Source organism: Lysinibacillus sp. UBA5994 (assembly GCF_002429725.1).
Classification (GTDB): Bacteria; Bacillota; Bacilli; order Bacillales_A; family Planococcaceae; genus Lysinibacillus; species Lysinibacillus capsici.
Map to the genome: position 1 here is coordinate 41,304 of NZ_DJAU01000017.1, position 25,559 is coordinate 66,862.

A 25,559-nucleotide genomic window follows, 5' to 3' on the forward strand; every position below is an offset into this window, starting at 1 on the left:
TCCTTTACACCGTTACATCAACATCTGGTCTTTGTACCATTGTCCCATTTACTTTTCCAGGTGTATAGTCGATACTCGGCTTGTTCACCTTATGTTCAATTTTAGGTGCTTGTTGCTCAATATGAACGTCTGTTGTACCTGGTGTGTAATCTATTTTTACCGATCCGATTGAAGGTACAAATTTTATATTGTACGGTCCAGGACGTGAAGGTCCATGATTTTGTTTTGCTATATTCTGAATAGTGCTACGTCCTTGCTCTTTTCCAGATTGAAGCATAATCTGTCTACCTTCATCCACTCGACGCTTTATTCCTGATAGATTTTCTTGTTTTCCTTCCTCAGCAAAATTTTTAGAGGATTCTAAAGGACCAATCAAACCTAAATCTCGTCGTGCTTGTGAAGAATCTATTTTTAATTTTCCTCTAGTTGTATTAATTTCTAAGATTGCAGCGGGCTGTTCAATACTTTGAGACGCTTTAGGCTGCTGGATTTTTTGGACTGGATCCTGTATAGTATATTCCATTTTAATGTCGGTTATATTGATTTGTATTTGAGGAATCTTCATATACTATTTCTCCTTCAACAAAGCGCTTGAGTATTGTCTACTCAAGCGCTTTGTTCTTAAATTACTTATAATTCACTTTCAGAAGATATTCTAAGTTTAATCAACAAATTATATATTTTTATCTTATAAAATCAACTAAAGTCTGTTGAATAATTTTTGCACCTACTGATAAAGCCGCTTGATGAATAGACTCTGCTGTAACCATTTCAGTGATTGCTTCTGAATAATCCACATCTTCATTTTCGGATAATTGTTTTGTAATATTTATTTTATGGATATCTAATCGATTTTCCATCATCTCCACACGATTTTGTTTTGCACCAACCTCTGCTCGAGTAGCAAGTAAGGCAGCCTGAACGTCTGAAAAATCAGTACCCTTAGCTGAAGGATCATCTATATTGATAACCCCACCAAGTAAATCACTAATATCTGTAGCATTATTTGTGTCTGAGCCTGCTTTCAGAGCCTCTGATATTTTATTCATAAATTGATCAACTTGATTAAACAATTCAAAACCAACTGCATTTACTGGTAACTGAATATTATCAAATACCTCAATTTTAACATCTTGATCCTGAGCAGTTAATGTTGGTGCATTAGGCTCGTTAAACAATGGTAAGGACTGTGTTGTTCCGTCAGCTTTTTTTAATGTCATATCTTTAAAACTATCAAAAGGATTGATTAAATTATTATCTTTATCTAAATATGTGCCATTTAACACTCTTCCTGTTTTCATGGGAATGCTTTGACTTTCTAAATAGGTTTTTAGCACATTTGGATCTGTATCAGCAATAGCATTATCTAAATCATCAACAGCTTGTTGTGCAGCTGCAATTGCTGTTGGGTCACCAGATGCAGTTGCATCAGTTAAATTTTTCTGTAATGTATCATAATGCTTTTGAATGGCCTCTTGATCATAATATTTCACATCTACATACAATGGTTTTTGTGTATTTGTTCCTGTAAATAGATACTTCCCACCCACTTGTGTATTACCTAAATCACGTATCTGTTCACGGATTTGATCAATTTCTGCTTTTATTTTTTCTCGATCATCTGCTGTGTTTGAATCGCTGGCTGCTTGAATAACGAGCTCTTTTACACGGTTAAGTGCTTCTCCAACTTCCCCAAGTGTAGAGTCTGTTGTATCAAGCCAGTTAGTTGCCTCTCCTATATTACGTTTATATTGTTCAACTCTATCAATAGAAGTTCGATAACTCATTCCCTTTACTGCTACTACTGGATCATCTGAGGGACGAGTTATTTTTCTTCCAGAATCAATCTGATTCTGTAATTTAGACATTTTGCTATAACTAGCGTTTAGGTTTCGAAGCATATTGCTTGATAGCATTGATTGTGTAACCCGCATTAATTAATACTCCCTTCAAATTTAACTTACAAGCCAACTCGTCCCATACCATTAATAATTTTATCTAATGTTTCATCTACCACTGTTATCATACGAGCATTCGCATTATAAGCTTGTTGGAATGTAATCATGTTCGTCATTTCTTCATCCAGCGATACTGAGCTCATGGAGGCACGATTATTTGCCACATTTAGTAAAAGCGATTCTGAGTTTGTTTGTAGTCGGATAGATTCTTGACCATTCACAGCCATTTGTCCAACCATCCCTTGATAATAGGATTGGAAGGTGGCTCCAGATAATCCTATATCAGCAGGTATATCTACATTTTTATTCATAAACTGTTGGGTTGTCCCAGCTTTACTATCATCAAAATTAAATTTTTGTAAATTGGCTAATTCTATTGCCCATTTACCATTACCCTCTTCTCCTTCACCGCTTGAAGCAGCTAATAAAGAAGGGCTCTTCACAAACTTTTCATTAACTTTTATAGATGCAGCTGTAAATTTACCAGTTAAAGGATCTGCACCTATAAATAAATCAGGTTCCTCTGCCTTTTTACCATCTAATTGATACCCTTCCGCATGCATAGCATTAAAGAGCTGTGCAAAGGAATTGACCAATTTATCAAATTCCGCAAGCATTTCTGGGTAGAGTCCTTTTACTGTAGTTACCCCAGCAACAGATTGTTCATAACCATACGAATCAATAAGTGAAACAAATCTTCCCTTCGATGGTTCTAACTCATCGTATGAGATAGTTTCACTATCAGGATCGTTAGGTATTGGTTTAACAGGTGGCTCACCAAGTTTAGAAACATTTATTTGCTTAAAAACATTTGATAGCGAGTCGCCATTAATATCCTTATCAGCCTCATTACCTGTAATCGAAATTTCCACATAATTTTTTCCACTCACTAATGTAATAGGATCCCCATTTGGATAGGGAGTAAACTTTATAGTTAGACTTCCTTCAGCAACATCTGAAGCAAGCCCACCTGATGGAACCCTTTCAATTGATACAGGGATAAATTCGTTTAATTGATCAACTAAAACATCTCGTGCATCATATAAATCATTGGGAACATATCCGTTTGGCTCAACCTCTTGAATTTGCTTATTTATTGCGGCAATCTGTTTTAATAAGGAATTAATATTATTTTTAGAAACGTTGATTTCATTGCCTAAATTTTGTTGGATAGATTTCAACTGAGTATCATTGTAATTAAAGGCTTCAGCTAAAGCTTGTGCTTTCGAAAGTGCCACTTTACGTGCAGCAGTGTCTTCAGGATTAGCCCCAACATCTTCTAAAGCTTTCCAGAAATCATTAAAAGCTTGATTAATACCAAATTCTGATGGTTCTGAGAGAACATCTTCCATTTGGGAAATCGCCTTCGTTCTTGATTCCCAATACCCCAACTTATTTGTTTCTTGACGATATTGGCGATCAATAAACTCATCGCGAATACGTTGGATAGATGTTGCTTCGACACCTGTCCCAAGATGACCAGGATATGAAGGCGAATTTAGTCCGGCAGTTGGAAAACCAGGTGTTGCTTGCATATTTACTCGTTGACGAGAGTAGCCTAATGTGTTGGCGTTGGAAATATTGTGACCTGTTGTATATAAAGCACTTTGCTGCGTGAAGAGACCACGTTTACTAGCTTCTAAGCCCATAAATGTTGAGCGCATGTTTTTTCCTCCCTTGTTATGCTTGTGAATCGAAATATGATTTTTTAGCTATATTGTTTGTGCCACGGACCTCATTGCTGGAATAGTTCATTTGCTCTGTACGTGGTCTTACTGCATCTAATGTTAGGTTGACGATTTGTAAGGATTGGAAAACGAGTTTTTGATTTAAATCATTTTGTTTTCGTAGGTCATTGATAATTTGCATTAAACGTTCGCGAACTGCTGATAGTGTTGCTTTGTCAGCTTGTTGTTCAGCAGCCTCGATGACATCCGCGACAGTTGTTTTGTCAGCTGAAGCAAGTCCCTTTGCTTCAAGGTAGTCCGTTACCTGTTTCTGACGCTGTTGCTCGAGCTTATCGATGGCTGCTACGTGCGCCTGCTCATCCTTGAGCAATTGGTCTAGCGCTTCGATATCGCCAGCTTTAATAATTTCTGTTTTTTTAAATGCTAGTTCGAGTAAGCTTTTATGCATTCTCTCTAGCATTGTTAGTGTAGAACTAATTGCTTCTACAGACATATCGTTATACACCCTTTCTGCTATTCCCTAGAAACGATAATATTTCAGCATATCCTCTGCCACTTTACGCGCATCTACTTTGTATTCCCCAGAAGCAATATCCTTTTTCAACTGTTGAACATGATCTGCTCGCTCCGAACTGTATGTTGAAACACCCCGCATTTCTTGTGCAGCCTTTGAAATTTCAATTTTATCGGCGAAAGATGCCTTGTTTGTATTTGATTTCACATTACGTACTTGGTTTTTATAGGCGTTTACTGCATTAACTCCATAAGATGTAATTTTCATTTCAATACCCCCCATCTCTAAATCCTATCTTACTATTATTTCGGATTGTCTCACATAATGTTAAGTTTTCACATAGAAAAAAGTGTGCTAATTTTGTTTAAAATTAACACACTTGGAGTAATTAACGTTTACGCTCTGAGTGATAGGTTACTCTCTCACGTTCTTCGACACTTTGACGAAACTCTTTGGCAGCTTCAAATGTCCGTAAGTCTGCTTTTAATTCATCTTGACATTTCGAGCAGAGCTTTCCTGTCGTCGTGAGATGACCGCAGTTATCACATGGGTAGCCAAGGTTAGGGAACATTGCTGGCTGTAAACGGCCTTTACGAACCCATTTAAACAGTAAGTCTTTATCCGCTCCCGTTGCTTCCACAATACGTTCTACAGTTGCCGCACGGTTTTCACGTTTACGTAAGAAACGATAAACGATTTGATAAAGCTCCTCCTCTGATTGTGCACACTTATGACACACTTCTCGGACTCCTGTATAATTAAAAAACTCATTACATTTCGGACAATTACGAACCTCTGCCATTGGCCTTTCCTCCTCTTTCTAGCAAATTTATCTACGAATGCTGTCTCATTATCTATTATACATAATGCATTGGTATTTTCATCCTTCAATTAATGTGAAGTATTGGACATTTTTAGCACCCGCCTGCATTAAAACAGTTGTAGCATGCTGTAGAGTTGCCCCTGTAGTTTTTATATCGTCAAAAAGAAGATAATTTTTATGTTCAACTTGTGCTCCCTCCTTTAAGCAAAAAAGTGGAGCTGCCTGTATTCGCTGCTCTCTATTTTTGGAGCTTTGCGTTTCTGTCGTTGTCTTTTCTAATAATTGAATAAAGGGAATATGAGCCGCTTTTAATAGTTCATCAGTATGCGAGAAAGTACGCTCCTGTTGCTTGAGAGGATGCATTGGAATGGGGAGAATAATTGCTTTTTCTTTATTGAGACGATCATAGAGCTCCTGTCGAAATACCTTGGCAAGAGCCACATCTTGAAGAAACTTTAACTGGTGTAAGTAATCCTTCATCGCCTCATTATATTGATAAAGGGATGTAGCAGATTGTGAAGGTACAAAACGAGCGGCGCATCTTTCACATATAGTCGGCGAGAATTGCTTGGTTAGAATCATTTTCCAGGAAATAGTTATTTTTAACGGCTGTGTGCATACTAAACAGTGAGGTTCTATTTTATTCATTCAGAAAATCCCTTCTTATTATAAAATTGAATTTTTGCGCATGCCTCATCCATCTCTGCCGTAATACCGTGATGAAAGAATAGGACATCCCCATCAGGAAATTGAACATTTCGCCCAACTCGACCTGCAATTTGAATGAGAGCATTTGCAGTAAAAATCAATGACTCTGCCCCTATAACAGCCACCTGTACATTGCTGATTGTAATGCCTCTTTCTAATATCGTAGTGGTTAATAAGCCTGGAACTTCTTTATTTCGTAGCTTTAACACCTTCACCTTCCGCTCTGGGTCAGCTGCATGCACAGCTAATATGTCTTCATTTAACCCTTGAAAAAGAGGAGTTGCACGTTTCATTAAGTCAATTGTCGGGAAAAATAGTAAAAAGGGTTCCTTTTGGTGTAAGCGCTCCTCCACCCACTTTTTTAACCTTTTAGGGATTTTACCTCGCTTAAAGCATTTATCATAGCCCCATAAAGAACTTACTTGTGGGATTGGTAATGGATGATTATGATAACGTTTTGGAATAAAAGAGTAGCTTTCTTGCTGGAAAGTATGGAGTAATGATGCTGATGGGGTTGCTGTCACAAATACCAGAGGAGCATTCTCCTTTTTAGCCTTTTCTACTGCTCTTTGTAGAGTTTCATCAAATGTATAAGGAAAAGCATCTGCCTCATCTACAATAATGACATCAAATGCCTTATCAAATCGGTAGAGCTGATGGGTTGTTGCTATAACAAGCTGTGCATAGCCATTTTGGTGAGGTGCTCCACCGTATAAAGCATGAATAACTGTATCCGGAAAAGCCTCTTGAAAGCGTGGATACAGTTCTAACACTACATCTGTCCGTGGTGTAGCAATACAAACACGTAGCCCTCTCTTTAATGCATCATAGACAGTAGGAAAAAGTAGCTCTGTTTTGCCTGCACCGCAAACTGCATGAATTAAATGGGAGCGTTTTGCTTTCACACTTGCCAAGGTTTCATTAGCAGCCTGTTGCTGGAGTTCGGTGTATTGCCCTGCCCATTTTAATGAATGCTTGTTAATTTTTATCGTCTTGGGACCTGTCCAAATCATCAATTTTGTACAGCTACTTACTCTCCCCATTTTAATACAGTGTCGGCAGTACACACATTGTTGCTGACATTTTGAGCAATGGAATTTTGTGAATAAGTGCGGGTCTGTATTGTGACAACGATTGCATTTAATAGCTGGCTTTATTTGAATTCCTTCTATTATACTGACGTATTTTCGCTTTATTGCTTTCTCAATATCTTCAGATGAAAATGGCGAATGTTCTTTTAACCAAATGCGCCCTTCATGAAAATCACGTAATGCTGGGGGCAACAACCAACCCCTATATCTCATTAAAACCTCCCCTTTCATAGAAAAAAGCCTCTACTTTTGCTGTAGAGACTTCTCACAATTCGTTATTTTTTTGTCCATCCTAATCCCATTGACCCTTCACCCAAATGAGTACCAATAACAGGACCAAAATAGCTCAATTTAAAGTTTACGTTTGGGTACGTTGCGGCTAATTGCTCTAGCCATTCTTGGGCTTCAGCAGGGCAATTTCCGTGAATGACAACAGCGTCCATCGCTGCATACTTTTTTGCATCCTCTGCTAGCAATTGTTCCGCACGCTTTAATGCCTTTTTACGTGTTCGGATTTTTTCGAAAGGTACAATTACCTTATCCACAAAATGTAAAACAGGCTTTACTTGTAGTAAGCCACCGATTAATGCAGCTGCAGAAGATAAACGCCCACCACGCTGTAAATGTGCTAAGTCGTCTACAATGAAGTAAGCACGAATAAACTGCTGCATGTCCGCTAATGCTGCAAGTATGTCTTTTGCTGAATGGCCCTCTTTCGCCATTTCCGCTGCTCTTAATACGTAAAAGCCTTGAACCGCACAGGATATTTCACTGTCAAAGGCATAAACATTAATACCTTCCACCATTTCACCTGCCTGCACTGCACCTTGGTATGTTCCACTAATACCACTCGATAAATGGATGGAAATTATCTCATCGTAATCCTTTGCTAGCTCATCAAAAAGAGCAACAAATTCTCCAATTGGAGGTTGTGTTGTTTTAGGAAATTCTTTAGCTCCACGCACCTTATCATAAAATTCAGATGCTGTGATATCTACTTCTTCTGCAAATAATTGACCTGAGATATTAACACTTAAAGGTATCATGTGAATGTTTAAGCGTGCACGTTCCTCAGCTGTATTATATGCAGTACTATCTGTTACGATTGCCGTCCTCATCCATGTCCACTCTCCTATAATTTTTAGTTTACAATCTATTTCTACTTGGTGCAATTGTTGTTGTTGTGTTGTTATTGCTGGCGCTTCGCTTTTGCATAAATGACGGAAAACAAAAAGAAATGAATGTGAAATGAATGACGAACGTCGGATTCCCGTTCTCGCCCTTCTAGAGTTGTGCTAGTAAGCTAGCTTCCATTTCACATTCATTGTCTATGTATAATAGGCATATCTTCACTCAATTGTTATGTTGAATGAAGATAGCTTCTGTTAATTTCCTGTACTTGACTGTGAGTCATCGCCAATATAAAAGACACTCGTCACTTTCCAATCATTGTCCTCTTTCACAAAGACTGTTACCTGACGTCCTGCACTTTCATGTTCGACATTTGTCTCAAGCTGAAGTGAGTGCATTTTCATGTTGGCAAATACTTGCGCCTCTTCTGATTCATACTTTGCAATCGTTACATTTTCTACTTCACGCTTAATATCAAATTGATCAAATACTTCTGATGCATATGTTTTTTCTTCATCGTATTTAAAGCCCTTTGGATTTTTCGAGATTGTATTCATATAACGATCAATTTCTTCAGCATTTAATGCAGCAATATACTCATCAAAAGATGCTAAAATCGCCTTTTCATCTTCCGCTGGTACATTATCAGCCTTTTCTACGTTTCCACCCATCATTTCAAAGCCAACTGTACCATCCTCTATTACTTTATCTCGTTCTTCATCACTCATCTTTTCATCTTTATTACCACAGGCAGTTAACACTAATAAGATTAGAACTGCTAGAAAACTTTTCTTTAACATCAAAAAACCTCCCGCGCATATTGTAGCATATAAATGCTTTCGTAGGAATTTTGTTGTGCATTTTCAACATTTAAGTGCTACATCTTCCTTATGACGCATTAGGCTGTAAAATGTTGCATGGATTGCTAGTTATCAAATTCATACTAATGATTAGTAATGTTACAAAATTGTGAATGACCTGTTCTTCATCATGTAAGTCCAATACAAATTATTACCAAAAAACAATAAAAAACTGTTTTAAAAACTACTTCAATAAAAAGTAGCTTTTAAAAACAGTTTTAGCAATTAGCGTACTTCAACCCAGCCATTTTTAATGGCTGTTACAACTGCTTGTGTACGGTCATTCACATTCATTTTTTGTAGAATACTTGATACGTGGTTTTTAACTGTTTTTTCAGAGATAAACAGTGTCTCACCGATTGTACGGTTTGATTGACCATCTGTTAATAATTGTAATACTTCACATTCACGCTTAGTTAGCAAATGGAATGGACGACGAATTTCAGTTTGATGGAAGTTTCCTTTATTCTCATGTTCTGAAAGTCGCTTGAATTCTGCTACTAGGTTTTTCGTTACTTTTGGATGTAAATAAGAGCCGCCGTTGGCAACAACTTTAATCGCCTCAACGATTTCATCTGCATCCATCTCTTTTAACATATAGCCAAGAGCACCTGATTTTAATGCATGCGTAACATATGTTTCATCGTCATGTATAGACAGCATAATCACTTTTGCATCTGGAAATTCAGTAATTAACTCTGACGTTGCTTCTACTCCATTTTTGCCTGGCATGTTAATATCCATAAGTACAACATCTGGTTCGTTTTCAGCGTATAACGTAACCACATCTGTACCATCGTCACCTTCTGCTACTACATCAAACGTATCTTCAAAATCTAAAATGCGTTTTACTCCTTCGCGGAATAGCTGGTGATCGTCTACAATAATAATCTTTGTCATTTGTCTTTACCCCCTAGATTTCTGCGACAGTTACATCATTCTACTTCTAACGGTATTTTAAATAACACCGTTGTCCCTCGATTGATTTCACTCGTAATGGTGATTGTACCATTTAAAATTTCAATACGTTCTTTCATTCCTAAAATCCCAAAGGAATGATCTTTTACTACTTGTGGGTCAAAGCCTATGCCATCATCTTTTACAACAATGTTGACAGCATCTTTTAACCATTCAAGCTTTACCCAAATGTCTTTACACTTTCCATGCTTCATGGCATTGGTTACACATTCTTGTACTAATCGGAAAATGGATACTTCATAATTTGAAGGTATACGTTTTTCTGTACTTCTCGATTGGAAATGAATTTCAACACCTGGATTATATTCAGTCACTGTCGATAAATACTTCTTTAATGTCGGAATAATTCCCAAATCATCAAGTGCCATTGGTCGTAGATCATAAATAATACGTCGCACCTCAGATAAAGCATTACGTACCGTTTTCTTTAAATCGGCAATTTCAGCCAAAGCCTTTTCAATACCTTTTTCACGATACGTTCTATCTATTAAATCAGTGCGCATAAGGACATTTGCAAGCATTTGAGCAGGTCCATCGTGAATCTCTCTTGATAAACGCTTACGCTCTTCCTCTTGAGCTGCAATAATACGTATCCCAAAATCCTGTTTCATTTTTGCTTGTTCAAGGGCTAAACCAACATTTCTTAAATCTGAAGTTAAGTAATTCAAAACGACATTTACCTGATTAACAATATGATCAGCACGTTCAATCGTATCGAGTAATCCTCTTAATCTTCTCTCTAGATCATCTCTTTTATCCCGTAGCTGTTTTTCTTGTGTTCTAATAACGGAGAGCTTTACTTGAAAATCATGTGCAGTTTCATAGGCTTCTCTAACTTGTTCTTCGGTATAATTATCAAAAGCTTTACTCACTAGCACAAGTCGTTGCTTAGCAAGCTGCGTACTTTTTTCCAATGCATCGCCATCATCAATTACGATTGATATTTGTTTTCGAACAATTTCCAGCTCTTTTTGCATATCTTCAAAGCTTCTGCGGCTTTGTTCACTTATAATAAAGATATCATCCTTTGAGCTCATGATTGTATCTAACATTCGATTAAAAATGTCATCAAGCGACTTTAAATCGAAGGTATCATTTGAAAACATAGTATACTCCCCAGTCTAATGTCTTATGATTACTTACTAATTTAATAGACTAAAATCACATATTCCATAGTCTACACCTATTATAGCATTACCATGCTAAAATTTAATGCTTTTTCTTCATGAAAATTATAGAATAGAACTCTAGTTAAAAGGAGATTGATACGAATGAGAGAAAACTATTTAACAGTAAAAGGATATGGTGAAAGCGAAATTGTCATTTCCAAATCTCGCTTTCTCACTTATATAGAACGTGCAGAAACGGAAGAGGATGCAATTTCTTTTATAGATGGTATAAAAAAATTGCATCATAATGCAACACATAACTGCTCCGCTTATATTATTGGAGAGCATGATCATATTCAAAAGGCAAATGATGATGGGGAACCTAGTGGTACTGCAGGCGTCCCTATGTTAGAGGTCTTAAAAAAACAAGGGTTAAAAGATACGGTCGTTGTTGTGACCCGCTATTTTGGAGGCATTAAGCTCGGTGGTGGTGGCCTTATTCGTGCTTATGGAAAAGCAACTACAGAGGGATTAACTGCTGCACAGATAGTTGAACGTAAATTGCATCATGTTATGAAAGTAGCTATTGATTATACATGGCTAGGAAAAGTCGAAAATGAAATAAGAAGTTCATCATATTCTTTAGAGGAAATACGTTATTTGGAGGGTGTTGAAATTATTGTTTCTGTGCTAAAAGAGGATGAGGAACAGTTCCGAAGTTGGATAACAGAAATGACTAATGGACAGGCTTCCATCACTTTCGAAGATGCTCAATTTGTAGAATTTATTGTCAATTAAATAGTTTTAATTGTCGAAACTAAATATGCATAGTATAATTTTTTTGTTAAGCTATTTTATTGTCCACACAATTACTTAGTTAAAATTGAATAAAATTTAGCTTTATCGCATTATTATTCCCAATAATTAGAGGAGAATATATTTATTATGAAAAAAAGATCTATTAGTCCGACTAAAAAGAGGTCTTCTAAAGCTTCCTTAATTATAAAAGTTACACTACTCCTAGTTGCAAGCTTGGTGATTTGTGTAACGGCTTATGCTGTTTACCTTACAAAACAGGTAGAGCATGCTGCAGACTCAGCATATGAGGAGTTAGAAGGTCGAGAGGTTTCAACGCAACGTGTAGAGAAAGTAGAGCCTGTACAAGACAATGTCTCTATTTTATTTGTAGGTGTTGATGATAGTGACAATCGAGGGCAAGGTTCGGATCATTCACGCTCCGATGCACTCGTTTTAGCTACATTAAATAACAAAACTCATACAATTAAAATGCTAAGCATTCCTCGTGATTCTTACGTTTATATTCCTAAAGTAGGTTATAAAGATAAAATTACTCATGCACACGCTATGGGTGGAACACTTACTACTATTGAAACAGTAGAGGAACTATTTGATATTCCAATCAATTACTATGTACGTATGAATTTCAATGCCTTTATTGATGTAGTCGATGCTTTAGGTGGTATTGAAGCTGAAGTACCTTATGCTTTACATGAATTAGATGAGTTTGATAAGTTTACAATTAACTTACAGCCAGGCTTACAACATTTAAATGGTAGTGAGGCACTTGCACTCGCAAGAACACGTAAACAGGATAATGATATTGAGCGTGGTAAACGTCAACAGGAAATTCTATCTGCGATTATTAAAAAAGTCGCTTCTGTTAAGTCCGTTACGAAATATGATGATGTCATTAAAGCTCTTGGTGATAATATGAAAACAGATATGACATTCACTGAAATGAAGTCCTTCTTATCTTATTTATCAAAAGGCGCACCACGTATCGATTCCTTAACATTAGATGGCACGGATGATACATCTACTGGTATTTATTATTACCAGTTAAATCAAGATTCTGTTGAAGAAACAAAGGAGATTTTCAAAAACCATCTTGGCCTAAATGAACAATCATCAAGTCTAACAAGTGGCAATACAGGAACAGATAGTGCTGCTAGTAGCGATGACAATTCAGTTACTGAATAGAGCTTTCAGACCATAGACAAACAACTTGTCTATGGTCTTTTTATATGGCTTCTCTATTGATTGACTACCCTTTTCATTTACCCCTCCTAGTAATCGATAAACAAGCTTATTTAAGTTTACCTTCTATTCCATTCCCTATATATAATCGGTTTAAAAGAGTTTCTCAGTGTCTAACTTTAATAGTAACCCTATTTAACAACAAAAAAGCAATCATACAAATTGTATGATTGCTTATATTTTATTTACTAAATATCCGTACAAAATTTAATAATGGTTTATAGTTTTTACCAGCCAATCCGATGACCTCTACAAAGATTTCAATAGCAGTTAGGATGACCGCTACAAGTAATATAGCTCCCCAAACCTTTGCCATAGAGAAAATGATAGCTGCTAATCCAAACATTACTGCAATTCCGTAGATAATTAGGACTGTTTGTCGATGTGTAAAGCCCATATCGAGTAATCGATGGTGTAAATGTGATTTATCTGGGTCAGACCATTTCTTCTTCATGCGAACACGACGAACAATGGCAAAGAATGTATCAGAAATCGGAACACCAAGGATAATAATTGGAATGATTAAAGCTACGAATGTAATATTTTTAAAACCAAGTAACGCTAACACAGAGATCATAAATCCTAGGAACAATGCCCCTGTATCACCCATAAAGATTTTTGCTGGGTGGAAATTATAAAATAAGAAACCAAGTGAAGCTACAGCTAAAATGGCTGCTAACGCTAAAACAAACACATTGCTCATGATAAACGCCATGACAGCTAATGTAATCAGTGCAATCGTAGAAACACCTGCAGCTAGACCATCAAGGCCGTCAATTAAATTAATGGCATTCGTAATACCGATGATCCAAATAATCGTTAATGGAATACTCAATAAACCAAAATCTAATGTACCTAAGAAAGGTAGATTAACCATTTCAATTTCAATACCACCTACAAAAACAACAATCAGTGCAGCAACTAGCTGACCAAGCATTTTTGCTTTAGCAGAAATCTCACGCATATCATCAATAACACCTGTGATTACGATTATACAAGCACCAATAATGATAGCTAATAAAGCCTCATTACTACCATGTTTTGTATGAACTAAAAATGAGTATAAAATCGTCACGCCAATAATAAAGGCAAGGAAAATGGCTAAACCGCCAAGTCTTGGCATAATTCGAGCATGTACTTTTCGATAGTTTGGTGCATCCACTGCACCTATTCTAAACGCTAAACGTTTCACTAATGGAGTTAACAAAATGGATGCAACGAACGCTGCTATTAAAGACACGTAAAGCATGTCTCTCCTCCTCAAATATATAATCTACATTGAAATCCAAATTGATTATAGCATGAACAAGCATTGAAATATACTTTTTCTAAACATTTTCCACGATTTCACAAATATTTTGTACATTTTAGCATTAATAGATTCCTATACAGTCAAATGTAGTCACCATTCGCAAAATTTGATAGAATAATGGAGTGTCTAGCATGTAGACAACTTTAAAGGAGCGTATATTTCATGTTCTCAATTTTCAAAAGTAATAAAGAGCAAACTAGTGCTCGTCAATTAAAACGCTACTACAAAATAGTAGATCAAATTAACAATCTTGAAGAAAAATATGTTAACAAGTCAGATGCCGAATTACGAGAAATGACTTTTATTTTCAAAGATCAATTAGAACAAGGTGAGCCTCTTACATCGATCATCCCGGACGCATTTGCTGTTGTACGCGAAGCCTCAAAGCGTGTATTAGGAATGCGTCATTTTGATGTCCAGCTTATCGGTGGCCTGGTATTAACTGAAGGCAATATTGCTGAAATGCCTACTGGTGAAGGTAAAACACTTGTTGCTTCTCTTCCCTCTTATGTGCGTGCATTAGAAGGTAAAGGTGTTCATGTCATCACGGTTAATGATTACCTAGCAAAGCGTGACTATGAGCTTGTTGGTCAAATCCATCGTTTCCTTGGCTTAACTGTAGGTTTAAATGTACCAATGATGGAACCTGGTGAAAAGAAAGAAGCCTATAACGCCGATATTACATACGGTGTGGGTACTGAGTTTGGCTTCGATTATCTACGTGACAATATGGCTTATAGCTTAGCAGATAAAGTACAACGTCCTTATCACTTCGCTATTATCGATGAAGTAGATAGTGTATTAATCGACGAAGCGAAAACACCTTTAATTATCGCAGGTAAAATGCCTTCTAATGATGAATTACACCGCATTGCTGCTATGTTAGCGAAACGATTTAAGAAAGATGAAGATTATGACTTTGACGATGAAACAAAGGCTACTTCTCTAACGGATAAAGGTATTGAAAAGGTTGAGGCTGCCTTCAATATCGATAATTTATATGACTTAGAACACCAAACACTCTTCCATTACGTAATCCAAGCAGTACGTGCACATGTGATGTTTAAGCGCGATGTTGATTACATTGTCAAAGAAGACAAAATTGAGCTTGTTGATATGTTTACAGGTCGTATTTTGGAAGGTCGTTCACTTTCTGATGGTTTACATCAAGCGATTGAAGCTAAAGAAGGCGTAACGATTACAGATGAAAATAAATCAATGGCCCAGGTCACAATTCAAAACTATTTCCGTATGTATCCAAAGCTTTCCGGGATGACAGGTACAGCGAAAACACAGGAAAAAGAAATTCGCGAAGTATACGGCATGGAAGTTGTGCAAATCCCAACAAACCGTCCGCGTCAGCGTATTGATCAACCTGACCTTATTTTTAGCACACAGGAAGCAAAATATAAGTATGTTGCAGCTGAGGTTAAAAAACGTCATGAAAAAGGCCAGCCAATTTTAATTGGGACAACATCGATTTTACAATCTGAAACTGTAGCTGACTATCTGAAAAAGGAAAAATTAACATTCCAATTACTTAATGCAAAAACAGTTGAACAAGAAGTTGAACTTATTTCACAGGCAGGTCAAAAGGGTCGTATTACGGTAGCGACAAACATGGCTGGTCGTGGTACGGATATCATGTTAGGTGAGAATGTACACGAGCTTGGTGGTTTATATGTAATTGGGACAGAAAAGCATGAAAGCCGTCGTGTAGACAATCAGTTGCGTGGGCGTTCAGGCCGTCAAGGTGATGTAGGCGAAAGTCGCTTCATTCTCTCTATTGAAGATGATATGTTCCGCCGTTACGCAAAAGAAGAAGTAGAAAAATTCTCTGCAAAAATGATTGTAGATGATCAGGGTATTATTCAAAATAAAGAGGTTCAAGAGCTTATTGACCGAACACAACGAATTGTTGAAGGTTCCCAATATGGCATGCGGGAGTATAACCTAAAATTAGACGATGTTATCAATGACCAACGTACCGTTCTTTATGGACTTCGCGACAAAATTTTAGCTGGCGAAGATTTAATGGGTGAACTGAAGAAAATGCTACGTGAAACGGTTGATTTTGCTGTTCATGACGCCGCGCCAGAAGATGTATCTCCAATTGAATGGGATTACGAACAAATGGAGAATGCGCTTAACTCATTATTCATCACACCTGTTTCAATCAACCGAGAAATAGGAAAAACAAAACAAATTCTTGCTGAAATTCAACCTTCTGAACAAGAACTGCTTGATCGCATGGAGACATTCGCTGAAAACGAAAGAGTCATAGAAGTACTTCCTCAAATTATGCTTAGCCATATTGATAGCGGCTGGATTAAGCATTTAGAGGCCATGACGCATTTAAAAGAAGGAATCGGTCTACGTCATTATCAGCAAGAAGATCCAATGCGAATTTACCAACGTGAAGGGTTAGAATTATTCGGTAAAAACTTCCAAGAATTACGTCGTTCTATTATTATAGAAATTACAGGCTTCATGAAAACAGTTGAGGCACAACAGGAGGAACAATAATGGGCTTATTTTCATTTTTTAAAAAATCAGATAAAGTTGTTCAGGAAAACACAATTGACTCAAAAGATTTACTAGGGAATACAACGAAAAATACAGGTGATAATCGCGATGTGGAGACAAAATTATCATTCCATCCAGAATGGGATGTCCCACAAGAGCAAAAATACATTTTTAACTTCCTAGCGAATGAGCTAGAGCCGTTGAAACCAAACCAATTATCGCTCTCTTCAATTAGTATTGAAGAAGGTCGAGGTGGAAAATGGTTAGTTCGTGCATTTTTCCGTTCCTCTCTACCTCAAGCTATTGAGCTAGGTGAAATTGAACTTTTCATTATGGATAAAAATGATGAGCTTGTTGCATCTAAAAAATTCGATTTTAAAGCACTTGGTACAATCCCAGCAGAAAGTGCTCGTCCATGGGTATTTGAATTTGAAAAGTCTACAATTAAAGTAGATGAAGTTCCCGAAGATGGCTGGAAAATTGCCTTTAACCTTGTGTCCCTTCGCGGTCATCAATTAGAATTAGATCCGTCATGGGAAAAACAGTTACCAGCAGAACAAAAAGAAGAACTTGAGAAAATCGTTAAAACACTACCAAAACTAGGAGAGACAGAAGTGAATTTCACAGGTTTACAGGCCAAACTAGCTGACAATGGTAATTTAAACGTATCTATCTTTATTCGTAATGGACATAATAAAGCAATCAATCTAGAACAATTACCATTAGAAATTGTCGATGCTACAGGTAAACAAATTGCCAAAGGTTCCTTTAAAATGGATCCAATCTTAACTGTCCAACCAAACTCCACAAAGCCTTGGACATTTATTTTCCCAGCAGAGCTTGTTGATGCTAAAGACGCTGACCTTTCTCGTTGGACAGCTCGTGTAACACAATAACCTAAATCCCCCTTTCTTTTTTAGTAGAAAGAGGGTTTGTTAAAACAAAAAGCGATTTTTGCCTAGGCAAAAATCGCTACTTTTTATTTCACACTATCAAAACGTTTATAGGCTACTAATTTAGAAGACCAGTAGGAGTACGTAACATCCGAAACTTCTACACCATCTGTACCCGCATGAATGAATTTATTATCTCCGAGATAAATTCCCATATGAGAAATACCTTCTTTATACGTATTCTCAAAGAACACTAAATCGCCGGGTACTGGATTTTCTACATGGGTAGTATTACCGTAAAAATAGCCCTCACTGCTTGCTCTTCCTATTTTTAAACCACCTTGATTAAAGGCATAAAAAATAAAGCCACTGCAATCAAGCCCTACAGGTGTATTTCCACCGTATAGATAGGGTGTTCCAACCAATGTATTGGCAACTTCAACGGTTTTGTTATAAATCGCTTGTCCATTAGCTGTAGGATCTTTCGCAGTTACTTTTGATGGAGTGCCCGTACCTGAAGTCACATTATTATGTATAGTATCACCATCGGGTATCACTGCAGCTGAAGAAAGCTTCAGTACTTGTCCAACAAAAATCGTGTCTTTTTCAAGCTTATTCCAATCCATTATATCCTTAATTGTCACATTATATAGCTTTGCAATTTTTGATAAGGTGTCACCCTTTGCTACTGTATGAGAACTAGATGCTGGTTTTCCAGAAGTTGATGGAGTTGCGGGCTTTACTCCCTCATTCGTTGATTGTTTTGGAATCTCAAGCTTTTGAGCTACAAAAATCGTATCTTTCGATAGATTATTCCACTTCATAATATCCCCAATCGTGACTTGATGATTTTGGGCGATTTTCGTTAAAGTATCTCCTTTTTGTACAGTATATGTTGCTGCTTCCGCTGTTTGTAATGCTAAAAATGAAGTTGCTAAAGTACTTAGAACAAGAATTCTCCATTTTTTTGTCTTTTGCATACCAAAGTGCCTCCGTTCGTGCTAGAATATTCCCTTGTGTGTCTATCATACTAGATAACTATTGCATGAAAAATCGGAAAAACTGACTATTTTTCAAACATTATAGGAAACTTATAGAATACGACGAAATCCGACTATATTGAAATACTATTTTCATTGCAAGATTAGTGTTCCTATGATAACATACACTTCTGTATTTAAAATTTTTAGAAAGTTTTAGCTTTTCAATCTTAAAGGAGTTATTATACTTATGAAAAACATCTTGCATTTCATCAAAGGAAATTTAGCAGTAGGATTACTACTATTTGCCTTGTTCTTGGGTGCTGGTAATATTATTTTCCCACCATTATTAGGCCAACAAGCAGGTGAAAACATCACTGTAGCCATGATTGGTTTCCTTATAACAGGTGTTGGTCTTCCACTATTAGCGATTGTTGCTGTTGCCAAAGCAGGAGGCGATTTACAACTGCTTGCTAACCGTGTTAGTCCTGCTTTTGGGGTGATTTTCACCTCCATTGTCTACTTAGCAATTGGACCGTTCTTTGCTGTACCACGTACTGGATCTGTGTCCTATGAAATAGGCATTGCGCCATTTCTCTCTGAAGCGATGAGGGATCATTGGGCGCCACTTTTTATCACATCTATCTTGTTTTTCACGTTAATTCTATATTTATCTATTAACCCTTCGAAGCTCGTCGATCGAGTAGGTAAAATTTTAACACCTGCCCTGCTTTTTGTTATTTTATTGCTTGCTGTTAAAAGTTTTATCTCTCCTATGGGAGAACCAGGAGAAGCCGTAGGAAACTATAAAGTGTCACCATTAGCTGAAGGATTTGTACAAGGTTACTTAACGATGGACGTTCTAAGTGCTCTTGTTTTTGGTATCGTCATTTTACAAGCCTTGCGTGATATGGGTATGAAAGATACAAGAAAACAAGTAAAAACAACCATTTTTGCGGGGGTCGTTGCTGCAATAGGTTTATCCTTTGTCTATATCTCTCTAGGGCATATTGGTAATATAAGTATCAATGCAATCGGTATTTCTGATAATGGCGGAAATATTATTGCAAAATCAGCTGAGGTGCTCTTTGGAAGCCTTGGAAGTATTATTTTGTCTGCGACTATTTTACTAGCTTGTATATCCACAGCTGTTGGTTTATTGACTGCTAATGCACAATTTTTCCATAAGCTATTCCCTCAAATTTCATATAAAACGTTTTTAGTTGTCTTCACTATTTTTAGTACAGCTATTACAAATGTGGGACTTTCAACAATAATTAGTGCATCACTACCTGTACTATTAATCATTTATCCTTTAGCTATGGTATTGATGGTCTTGTCACTAGCTGATCATTTCTTTAAAGGTGGACAAATTGTTTATATTTTAGCGCTCGTTCCAACTTTCCTTGTCAGTCTATATGATGGCTTAAAACAAATGAAAGTTGAAATTACACCTTATGAAACTATCCTGAAAGCATTGCCAATGTATGAGCAAAATTTAGGATGGCTTTTACCAGCTATTGTTGGCGCATCAATTGGTTTTATTATTCATAAATTGATAAAAAAATAATTTACAAGAATCTACTTGCCCATAGCGACAAGTAGATTCTTTTTCTACCTCATATAAGTCCACCACTATAGCGATGGCTTCATGTATAATAAAAATTAGATACTCAATTGCATAATGTAACCATCCATTTAATACCTAATAATGATACATTCTATTTTGAGTTCTAGAAAAGAGGTGTCCAATGAAAAAGTTAATATGGTCATTCGTATTTGTTCTAGGCTTCTTCCTTCTCCCTTTTACAACTACTCACGCTGCTGAAAATGATCAACAGCTTATTAAGGAAATTAAGGAGATTGTGAAAGATACTTACGTTGGAACAATTAATGGAAATTTAGAGAAGGCTACATCCATCTCAGAAATCATGAGTATGCTTGATCCTTACTCAACCTACTTCACTAAGCAAGAATTTGAAAATTATATGAATAGCATCAACCTATCTACTATAGGTATAGGTGTGGTGATTGAAGAACACGAAGATGGAATTCATATTTTACAAGTAATCGAAGGCAGTGGTGCTTTTGAGGCTGGTGTTCAGGCTGGAGATATCATCATTGGGGTTAATGGTGAATCCATTATCGGGCGTTCTACTCAAGAGGCCTCTTCCCTTTTAATCGGTAATGAGGGGACTAAGGTGGAAGTTACATTAAAGAATAGTGACAGTTCAAAAACTACCAAAACTATTACACGTAAAAAATTCACATTACCAAATGTACAAACTGACCTACTATTTGGAAATGTGGGCTATATTTCGTTGGCTTCCTTTTCAGAGGATGGTGCACAGCTTGTTAAAAATGCGCTGATAGACTTAAAAAAACGTGGTGCAACATCGTTCATCTTAGATTTACAAAATAATGGTGGAGGTTATGTGACAACAGCTGAAGAACTAACAGGATTATTCCAATCTGCTAAAGTTGCGTATTTATTAGAAGAAGCACATAACTCTTATACCATCCCAGCAGTTCAACAAGATACAAAGTTTCCTAAAGATACCCGTATTCTTGTAAACCGCTATAGTGCCAGTGCTTCTGAAATGCTTTCCGCATCATTGAAAGACCAGAAAGCTGCTATTTTATACGGTGAAACAACCTATGGGAAAGGCGCTATGCAAGGCTTTTACACATTACAGGATGGAAGCTATTTAAAGCTTACAGTTGGTAAATTTACAGGTCCTGCGGGTCATACTATTCATGAAGTAGGCGTTAAGCCAAATGTTCAAACCACAACAGCACCTATTTTCCAGGCACATTATGATGCATTGAAGGAAAAATATCCTAAATATAAACAACTTTCCACGGTAAAAAATATAGCTGATACACAAAAATTTACAGTAAAAATTCCTGCTGGGCTTACTTCTCAAATTGCTAAAAGTAACATTCAACTGGCTGCTTTAGGAGCTAAGGAAGTACCCGTAGCAGTTAAATTTGAAGGTCGTACATTAACTGTTACACCTAAGAGTGCTTTATCACCAAATCAGGAATATATGCTACTTATTCACCCAAAGAGCAAAGATCAAAAAGGCTACTATCAGCATATAAAAATAAGCAATTAAAAAAACTGTCATCGATAATAAGTATCGATGACAGTTTTTTATATCACTTTTTTGGTTTTCCAAAAATATAATTGTACAATATCATTTGCAAGTTCTGCAGGTAACCTTTTTTCTTCTAACAAATTCGTAATGATGAGTCTTTCTATTGAGCCTACTAAACTATCTATCATGATTTTTATATCCACACTATACAATTGTAGATCTTTGTCACAATCATGCAGATAAATAAGGTGGATCAATTGCTGTGTCATTTGGTTTTTCACCAAATGTGCTTGCTTGGATTCAATAAAACCTATTTTTGTTAATTCAGGATTTTCAATTATGTATACGAACAAGTTCAATAACTTTTGCTCTAAGAGCATGATAAAACCCTGTAATCCATATTCAATAATGTCAGTTGACTTATTATTCATTACTGCCAAGAATCCGCTTTGAAATTGCGCATTCAAATCGTTATAAAGGGCATCCTTGCTTTTAAAATAGAGATAAAAAGTAGGCTGAGTTACATTGGCAGCCTTTACAATGTCACTAATTTTTGTGTGATGATAACCTTTATCAGAAAATAGCTCTATCGCTTTTTCAAGTAATAGTTGTTTACTTTGTTCGCCATTTGAATTAAATTTTCTGCCTCTTGCCATACTTTCCACCTTATCTTAGTTTAGAGTAGTCATATTTCCTTTTGTATTGCTTATATAGACACACTATTCTAAATCAAAAGTAACTATAAATTCACAAAACGTACATAATTTAATCTTGATTATATACCATTTTATTATAATACACCCTGTTTTTTTTTACTATAAACTACTATTAATATGATATTTAAATTGAAAAATGAAAAAGCGGATATCTAAGAATCACTTCTAAGAATACCCACTAATAAATTATATTAAAATATAAATAATTCTGAAATACCATCATGCCATTTCACTCTCGAAAAGTCCAATATTATACATATTCGCAAATTTAGACATATACTAATTAACATAAAGCAAATCTTTTATTTTGAAAAGTCCTTTTTTTTTGAAAAAATTTTTTAATTTAAATTTTTATCATGAAAAAGTCAATGACTGCAATAGTTTTATCTCACTAACTGGCTTCGAAAAATTTTTTTCTGAAAATCAAACCATTTTACTTTTCAAAAAAAGTGTTATAATCGCCAAGAATTTAAAATTTTCATTTTTGGAGGCATATGATGGTATTACGTGACTTTTTCATTTACTTATCAGAGAACAAATTATTAAACAGCGCTGCACAAAAATATGGTTTAAAAATGGGTGCTCAAAGTGTTGTTGCTGGCACAAGTTTACCAGAAGTTGTGCAATCGATTAAAGAATTAAACAAGGCCAATATTTCTTGTACAGTCGATAATCTAGGCGAGTTCGTCTACGAAAAATCAGAGGCAACTGCTGCCAAAAATAACATTTTAGCTGTTGTACAAGCTATTCATGATGAACAGCTTGATGCACACATCTCTCTTAAACCTTCACAATTAGGTTTAGATATTGATTACGCATTTTGCTATGAAAACTTAAAAGAAATCGTAGCTCTTGCACATCAATATAATATTTTCGTGAATTTCGATATGGAAAACTACGAGCGTTTACATAGCTCTTTTGAATTATTAGAGGAATTACACAAAGAGTATGATAACGTAGGGACAGTTATTCAAGCTTACTTCTTCGAATCAGAGGAAAATATTGAGAAATATAAAAACTTCCGCTTACGTATTGTAAAAGGTGCTTATAAAGAACCTGAAAATGTGGCTTATCAATCTAAAACTGATATTGACCATAATTACTTAAAACTAATTGAATATCATTTGCTACATGGTAAATTTACTTCGATTGCGACACACGATCATAATGTGATCAACCATGTAAAACAATTTGTGAAACAACATAATATTCCAAATGAAAAATTCGAATTCCAAATGCTATATGGTTTCCGTAAAGAAATGCAGCTAGACCTTGCTCGTGAAGGTTATAATTTCTGCACATACCTACCATTCGGTAATGACTGGTACGGTTACTTTATGCGTCGTTTAGCTGAGCGTCCACAAAATGTTGCACTTGTGACAAAACAAGTGTTTAACAAAAAAACGAACATGGCAATTGGCTTAGGAGCAGCTGCATTTGCGCTTGGTCGCCTTTCGAAAAAAGGAAAATAATTATACAAGCTTGAAGCTATCCATCAGTTTTGTGTTTTTATCCTTCAGTTAGATCGTTCTATCCTTCACTTTCGGGAAACTATCCAAAAAAGCGAAAACATTGTTAATCAATGTTTTCGCTTTTTTTATTGAGCTTATAGTTTTTAACTCGATACTGTAAACTTTGTCGACGAATCCCCAACGCAGCAGCCGTTTTGGAGATATTGCCTTGATGAAAGTCCAACGCCTTCGAAATATAGTACTCCTCTACCTCTTTCATATAGACATCTAATGGTCGAATATCCTGTTGATTTTTAATGACAAACAAGTCACTCGTAGAAACCTCTTTTTCCGTCTCCTCACAAGAGCTTTGGATTTTCCATTTGAAATGCACTGGCAGCATATGTGATTCAACTATCGTTTCATTGGTGATTAATGAGGTTATTTCATCCAGCAGGACTTCTAATTCCTTTAAATTTCCTGGCCAATCATATTTTAAAAAGGTATCTCGTACTTCTTCTGAAAGCCCGTGAATAGATGAGCCAAAGCTATCACGATGTCTTTTGAAATAATCATCGATAAAGGGCATAATATCTTCTTTTCTTTCTCGTAAAGGAGGTACATAAATCGTAATACCTGAAAAAAGTCTGTAAAGCTTTTTGGATAGCTCATGCTTTTGAATCAAATCAATTGGATCTTTGCCAACACTAGCAATTAAAACATGCTGATGATTAGGATGATTATTAAAAAGTTCAACAATCTTTTCTTGTGCTTCTAAAGATAAATATTCAATGCGCTCAGCAAAGAAGGTTATTTTCTCCTTTTCCACAATATATTTTTCAAATTGTTTTAATACCGTTTTCTCATCTCGACGGCAAATTAAAGCAATAAACATATCATTTTGTACCTTTAGATCATGATGTATTCCCTCTGCAACCATATCAATCCCAGTACCTGATTCCCCTATTAACACAACAGGCATTCTACTTAGTGCCACAATTTTTGCTTTTTCAATGACATCCTTCATGACTGGTGATACAGCCGTGATGATATCAAATGTCAATGGAGCGCCATACCTTCGCAATGGCTGATACATCATGTATTCAAGCTGTGTAATATCTCGGGCAAATTCCACAGCGCCTATTAAAGAGCCTTCATAGTGCAACGGATAAATATTGCTTATGTAGGTCACTTCTTGATTTTTTTTATTCCAATACGTTTTTTTTATATTGTGCACTGGCGTTTCAGAGCTGAGGACCTTATAAATATCGCTTTTTTCAATTTCAAAATCAATAATCTCTAAGGCTCGCCTCTCCTCAAATTCATCCTCATTAACGCCTTCTAATTCTCTCATTTTTTTATTGTATATAAGCAATTTGCCCTCTGTGTCTACAACGCAAATTCCCATATCGCCTTTTTCAATGACGTATTTATAAATACTTAGTAGTACATTGTTATCCATTTTGTCCTCCTGTAGTCCATTAAGCTTATTCTAACACCAATATGAAAAGCAGATGCAAAAATTAAAAAAGTTTTAAAATTTGAGTTGATTAATGCCAAATTATATTGCATTATATAATTAACACAATCTTAAAAGGTGCATAATCATTTGGCACTACTTATACCTGGGAGGAAACTGACATGATTCCATACAAACACGAA

The 25,559-nt window shown here is 36.1% G+C and carries 23 protein-coding genes; 7 read left to right on the forward strand and 16 right to left on the reverse strand.

The features are described from left to right. Window positions 1–4: 4 nt before the first annotated feature. From B3D98_RS05330 to B3D98_RS05385, 12 genes are all read right to left on the reverse strand, one after another. On the reverse strand, window positions 5–565 hold the full coding sequence (locus B3D98_RS05330; protein WP_288581387.1) for a DUF6470 family protein: 561 nt from the start codon (window positions 563–565) through the stop codon (window positions 5–7). A gap of 118 nt (window positions 566–683) precedes the next feature. After that, window positions 684–1,934, reverse strand: coding sequence for a flagellar hook-associated protein FlgL (flgL, locus tag B3D98_RS05335; protein WP_288581390.1), 1,251 nt, complete (start codon window positions 1,932–1,934; stop codon window positions 684–686). Between the two features lie 26 nt (window positions 1,935–1,960). Beyond that, window positions 1,961–3,622: a flagellar hook-associated protein FlgK gene (flgK, locus tag B3D98_RS05340; protein WP_288581393.1), complete on the reverse strand. Its 1,662-nt coding sequence runs from the start codon at window positions 3,620–3,622 to the stop codon at window positions 1,961–1,963. 16 nt (window positions 3,623–3,638) lie between these two features. Then, on the reverse strand, window positions 3,639–4,139 hold the full coding sequence (locus tag B3D98_RS05345) for a flagellar protein FlgN (protein WP_288581396.1): 501 nt from the start codon (window positions 4,137–4,139) through the stop codon (window positions 3,639–3,641). 27 nt (window positions 4,140–4,166) lie between these two features. Then, the gene (flgM, locus tag B3D98_RS05350) at window positions 4,167–4,427 is read right to left on the reverse strand and encodes a flagellar biosynthesis anti-sigma factor FlgM (RefSeq protein ID WP_054549755.1); all 261 of its coding nucleotides are present in this window, start codon (window positions 4,425–4,427) and stop codon (window positions 4,167–4,169) included. Between the two features lie 121 nt (window positions 4,428–4,548). Beyond that, complete coding sequence (locus tag B3D98_RS05355) at window positions 4,549–4,962, reverse strand: TIGR03826 family flagellar region protein (RefSeq protein WP_004227580.1); 414 nt, start codon at window positions 4,960–4,962, stop codon at window positions 4,549–4,551. Window positions 4,963–5,040: 78 nt separating this feature from the next. Then, a complete protein-coding gene (locus tag B3D98_RS05360; RefSeq protein WP_288581398.1) occupies window positions 5,041–5,631 on the reverse strand; it encodes a ComF family protein in 591 nt (196 codons plus the stop codon). Then, window positions 5,628–7,013: a DEAD/DEAH box helicase gene (locus B3D98_RS05365; RefSeq protein ID WP_288581400.1), complete on the reverse strand. Its 1,386-nt coding sequence runs from the start codon at window positions 7,011–7,013 to the stop codon at window positions 5,628–5,630. The genes B3D98_RS05360 and B3D98_RS05365 overlap by 4 nt, the downstream gene beginning before the upstream one ends. A 44-nt stretch (window positions 7,014–7,057) precedes the next feature. Continuing rightward, window positions 7,058–7,900, reverse strand: coding sequence for a DegV family protein (locus tag B3D98_RS05370; RefSeq protein WP_288581403.1), 843 nt, complete (start codon window positions 7,898–7,900; stop codon window positions 7,058–7,060). A gap of 267 nt (window positions 7,901–8,167) precedes the next feature. Further along, the gene (locus B3D98_RS05375) at window positions 8,168–8,713 is read right to left on the reverse strand and encodes a DUF3225 domain-containing protein (protein ID WP_004227588.1); all 546 of its coding nucleotides are present in this window, start codon (window positions 8,711–8,713) and stop codon (window positions 8,168–8,170) included. 285 nt (window positions 8,714–8,998) lie between these two features. Continuing rightward, a complete protein-coding gene (locus tag B3D98_RS05380) occupies window positions 8,999–9,673 on the reverse strand; it encodes a response regulator transcription factor (RefSeq protein WP_131520840.1) in 675 nt (224 codons plus the stop codon). Between the two features lie 35 nt (window positions 9,674–9,708). After that, window positions 9,709–10,857, reverse strand: a complete 1,149-nt coding sequence (locus tag B3D98_RS05385) for a sensor histidine kinase (protein WP_048392088.1) — start codon at window positions 10,855–10,857, stop codon at window positions 9,709–9,711. 165 nt (window positions 10,858–11,022) lie between these two features. Here B3D98_RS05385 and B3D98_RS05390 point away from each other — a divergent pair, with 165 nt between their 5' ends. Then, window positions 11,023–11,658 carry a YigZ family protein gene (locus B3D98_RS05390; RefSeq protein WP_288581410.1) on the forward strand — a complete coding sequence of 212 codons (636 nt, stop codon included), beginning with the start codon at window positions 11,023–11,025 and terminating at the stop codon, window positions 11,656–11,658. 147 nt (window positions 11,659–11,805) lie between these two features. After that, on the forward strand, window positions 11,806–12,861 hold the full coding sequence (locus B3D98_RS05395; protein WP_288581413.1) for an LCP family protein: 1,056 nt from the start codon (window positions 11,806–11,808) through the stop codon (window positions 12,859–12,861). A 238-nt stretch (window positions 12,862–13,099) separates the two neighbouring features. On the opposite strand, the gene B3D98_RS05400 is transcribed toward B3D98_RS05395, so the two are convergent. Further along, window positions 13,100–14,167: a glycosyltransferase family 4 protein gene (locus B3D98_RS05400; protein ID WP_004230902.1), complete on the reverse strand. Its 1,068-nt coding sequence runs from the start codon at window positions 14,165–14,167 to the stop codon at window positions 13,100–13,102. A 225-nt stretch (window positions 14,168–14,392) separates the two neighbouring features. On the opposite strand from B3D98_RS05400, the gene secA2 reads away from it, so the two are divergent. Then, window positions 14,393–16,756 carry an accessory Sec system translocase SecA2 gene (gene secA2 / locus B3D98_RS05405; protein ID WP_288581418.1) on the forward strand — a complete coding sequence of 788 codons (2,364 nt, stop codon included), beginning with the start codon at window positions 14,393–14,395 and terminating at the stop codon, window positions 16,754–16,756. After that, window positions 16,756–17,652: an accessory Sec system S-layer assembly protein gene (locus B3D98_RS05410; RefSeq protein WP_054549747.1), complete on the forward strand. Its 897-nt coding sequence runs from the start codon at window positions 16,756–16,758 to the stop codon at window positions 17,650–17,652. Before secA2 ends, B3D98_RS05410 begins: the two co-directional genes overlap by 1 nt. 83 nt (window positions 17,653–17,735) lie before the next feature. Here the strand turns inward: B3D98_RS05410 and B3D98_RS05415 are convergent, their stop codons facing one another. Continuing rightward, on the reverse strand, window positions 17,736–18,629 hold the full coding sequence (locus tag B3D98_RS05415; protein ID WP_054549746.1) for a LysM peptidoglycan-binding domain-containing protein: 894 nt from the start codon (window positions 18,627–18,629) through the stop codon (window positions 17,736–17,738). Window positions 18,630–18,879: 250 nt separating this feature from the next. Here B3D98_RS05415 and brnQ point away from each other — a divergent pair, with 250 nt between their 5' ends. Then, window positions 18,880–20,199, forward strand: coding sequence for a branched-chain amino acid transport system II carrier protein (gene brnQ / locus B3D98_RS05420; RefSeq protein ID WP_288581422.1), 1,320 nt, complete (start codon window positions 18,880–18,882; stop codon window positions 20,197–20,199). Window positions 20,200–20,380: 181 nt separating this feature from the next. Then, window positions 20,381–21,748: a S41 family peptidase gene (locus B3D98_RS05425; protein WP_288581425.1), complete on the forward strand. Its 1,368-nt coding sequence runs from the start codon at window positions 20,381–20,383 to the stop codon at window positions 21,746–21,748. Between the two features lie 38 nt (window positions 21,749–21,786). On the opposite strand, the gene B3D98_RS05430 is transcribed toward B3D98_RS05425, so the two are convergent. Further along, window positions 21,787–22,386 (reverse strand): TetR/AcrR family transcriptional regulator, encoded by a 600-nt coding sequence (locus B3D98_RS05430; protein ID WP_066036912.1) that lies wholly within the window; start codon window positions 22,384–22,386, stop codon window positions 21,787–21,789. A gap of 557 nt (window positions 22,387–22,943) precedes the next feature. Here B3D98_RS05430 and B3D98_RS05435 point away from each other — a divergent pair. Next, window positions 22,944–23,918, forward strand: coding sequence for a proline dehydrogenase family protein (locus B3D98_RS05435; protein WP_036074906.1), 975 nt, complete (start codon window positions 22,944–22,946; stop codon window positions 23,916–23,918). A gap of 103 nt (window positions 23,919–24,021) precedes the next feature. Here B3D98_RS05435 and B3D98_RS05440 read toward each other — a convergent pair whose 3' ends face one another. Further along, window positions 24,022–25,359 carry a helix-turn-helix domain-containing protein gene (locus B3D98_RS05440; protein WP_048395890.1) on the reverse strand — a complete coding sequence of 446 codons (1,338 nt, stop codon included), beginning with the start codon at window positions 25,357–25,359 and terminating at the stop codon, window positions 24,022–24,024. Window positions 25,360–25,559 lie beyond the last annotated feature (200 nt).

Bases quoted from the DNA above. Each gene is read 5' to 3' on its own strand.
- flgL (WP_288581390.1), bottom strand. From the start codon at position 1,934: ATGCGGGTTACACAATCAATGCTATCAAGCAATATGCTTCGAAACCTA.
- B3D98_RS05430 (WP_066036912.1), bottom strand. From the start codon at position 22,386: ATGGCAAGAGGCAGAAAATTTAATTCAAATGGCGAACAAAGTAAACAA.
- B3D98_RS05400 (WP_004230902.1), bottom strand. From the start codon at position 14,167: ATGCTTTACGTGTCTTTAATAGCAGCGTTCGTTGCATCCATTTTGTTA.
- B3D98_RS05390 (WP_288581410.1), top strand. From the start codon at position 11,023: ATGAGAGAAAACTATTTAACAGTAAAAGGATATGGTGAAAGCGAAATT.
- flgK (WP_288581393.1), bottom strand. From the start codon at position 3,622: ATGCGCTCAACATTTATGGGCTTAGAAGCTAGTAAACGTGGTCTCTTC.
- B3D98_RS05370 (WP_288581403.1), bottom strand. From the start codon at position 7,900: ATGAGGACGGCAATCGTAACAGATAGTACTGCATATAATACAGCTGAG.
- B3D98_RS05395 (WP_288581413.1), top strand. From the start codon at position 11,806: ATGAAAAAAAGATCTATTAGTCCGACTAAAAAGAGGTCTTCTAAAGCT.
- secA2 (WP_288581418.1), top strand. From the start codon at position 14,393: ATGTTCTCAATTTTCAAAAGTAATAAAGAGCAAACTAGTGCTCGTCAA.
- B3D98_RS05410 (WP_054549747.1), top strand. From the start codon at position 16,756: ATGGGCTTATTTTCATTTTTTAAAAAATCAGATAAAGTTGTTCAGGAA.
- B3D98_RS05385 (WP_048392088.1), bottom strand. From the start codon at position 10,857: ATGTTTTCAAATGATACCTTCGATTTAAAGTCGCTTGATGACATTTTT.
- B3D98_RS05375 (WP_004227588.1), bottom strand. From the start codon at position 8,713: ATGTTAAAGAAAAGTTTTCTAGCAGTTCTAATCTTATTAGTGTTAACT.
- flgM (WP_054549755.1), bottom strand. From the start codon at position 4,427: ATGAAAATTACATCTTATGGAGTTAATGCAGTAAACGCCTATAAAAAC.
- B3D98_RS05365 (WP_288581400.1), bottom strand. From the start codon at position 7,013: ATGAAAGGGGAGGTTTTAATGAGATATAGGGGTTGGTTGTTGCCCCCA.
- B3D98_RS05360 (WP_288581398.1), bottom strand. From the start codon at position 5,631: ATGAATAAAATAGAACCTCACTGTTTAGTATGCACACAGCCGTTAAAA.
- B3D98_RS05355 (WP_004227580.1), bottom strand. From the start codon at position 4,962: ATGGCAGAGGTTCGTAATTGTCCGAAATGTAATGAGTTTTTTAATTAT.
- B3D98_RS05440 (WP_048395890.1), bottom strand. From the start codon at position 25,359: ATGGATAACAATGTACTACTAAGTATTTATAAATACGTCATTGAAAAA.
- B3D98_RS05330 (WP_288581387.1), bottom strand. From the start codon at position 565: ATGAAGATTCCTCAAATACAAATCAATATAACCGACATTAAAATGGAA.
- B3D98_RS05415 (WP_054549746.1), bottom strand. From the start codon at position 18,629: ATGCAAAAGACAAAAAAATGGAGAATTCTTGTTCTAAGTACTTTAGCA.
- B3D98_RS05345 (WP_288581396.1), bottom strand. From the start codon at position 4,139: ATGTCTGTAGAAGCAATTAGTTCTACACTAACAATGCTAGAGAGAATG.
- B3D98_RS05435 (WP_036074906.1), top strand. From the start codon at position 22,944: ATGGTATTACGTGACTTTTTCATTTACTTATCAGAGAACAAATTATTA.
- B3D98_RS05425 (WP_288581425.1), top strand. From the start codon at position 20,381: ATGAAAAAGTTAATATGGTCATTCGTATTTGTTCTAGGCTTCTTCCTT.
- B3D98_RS05380 (WP_131520840.1), bottom strand. From the start codon at position 9,673: ATGACAAAGATTATTATTGTAGACGATCACCAGCTATTCCGCGAAGGA.
- brnQ (WP_288581422.1), top strand. From the start codon at position 18,880: ATGAAAAACATCTTGCATTTCATCAAAGGAAATTTAGCAGTAGGATTA.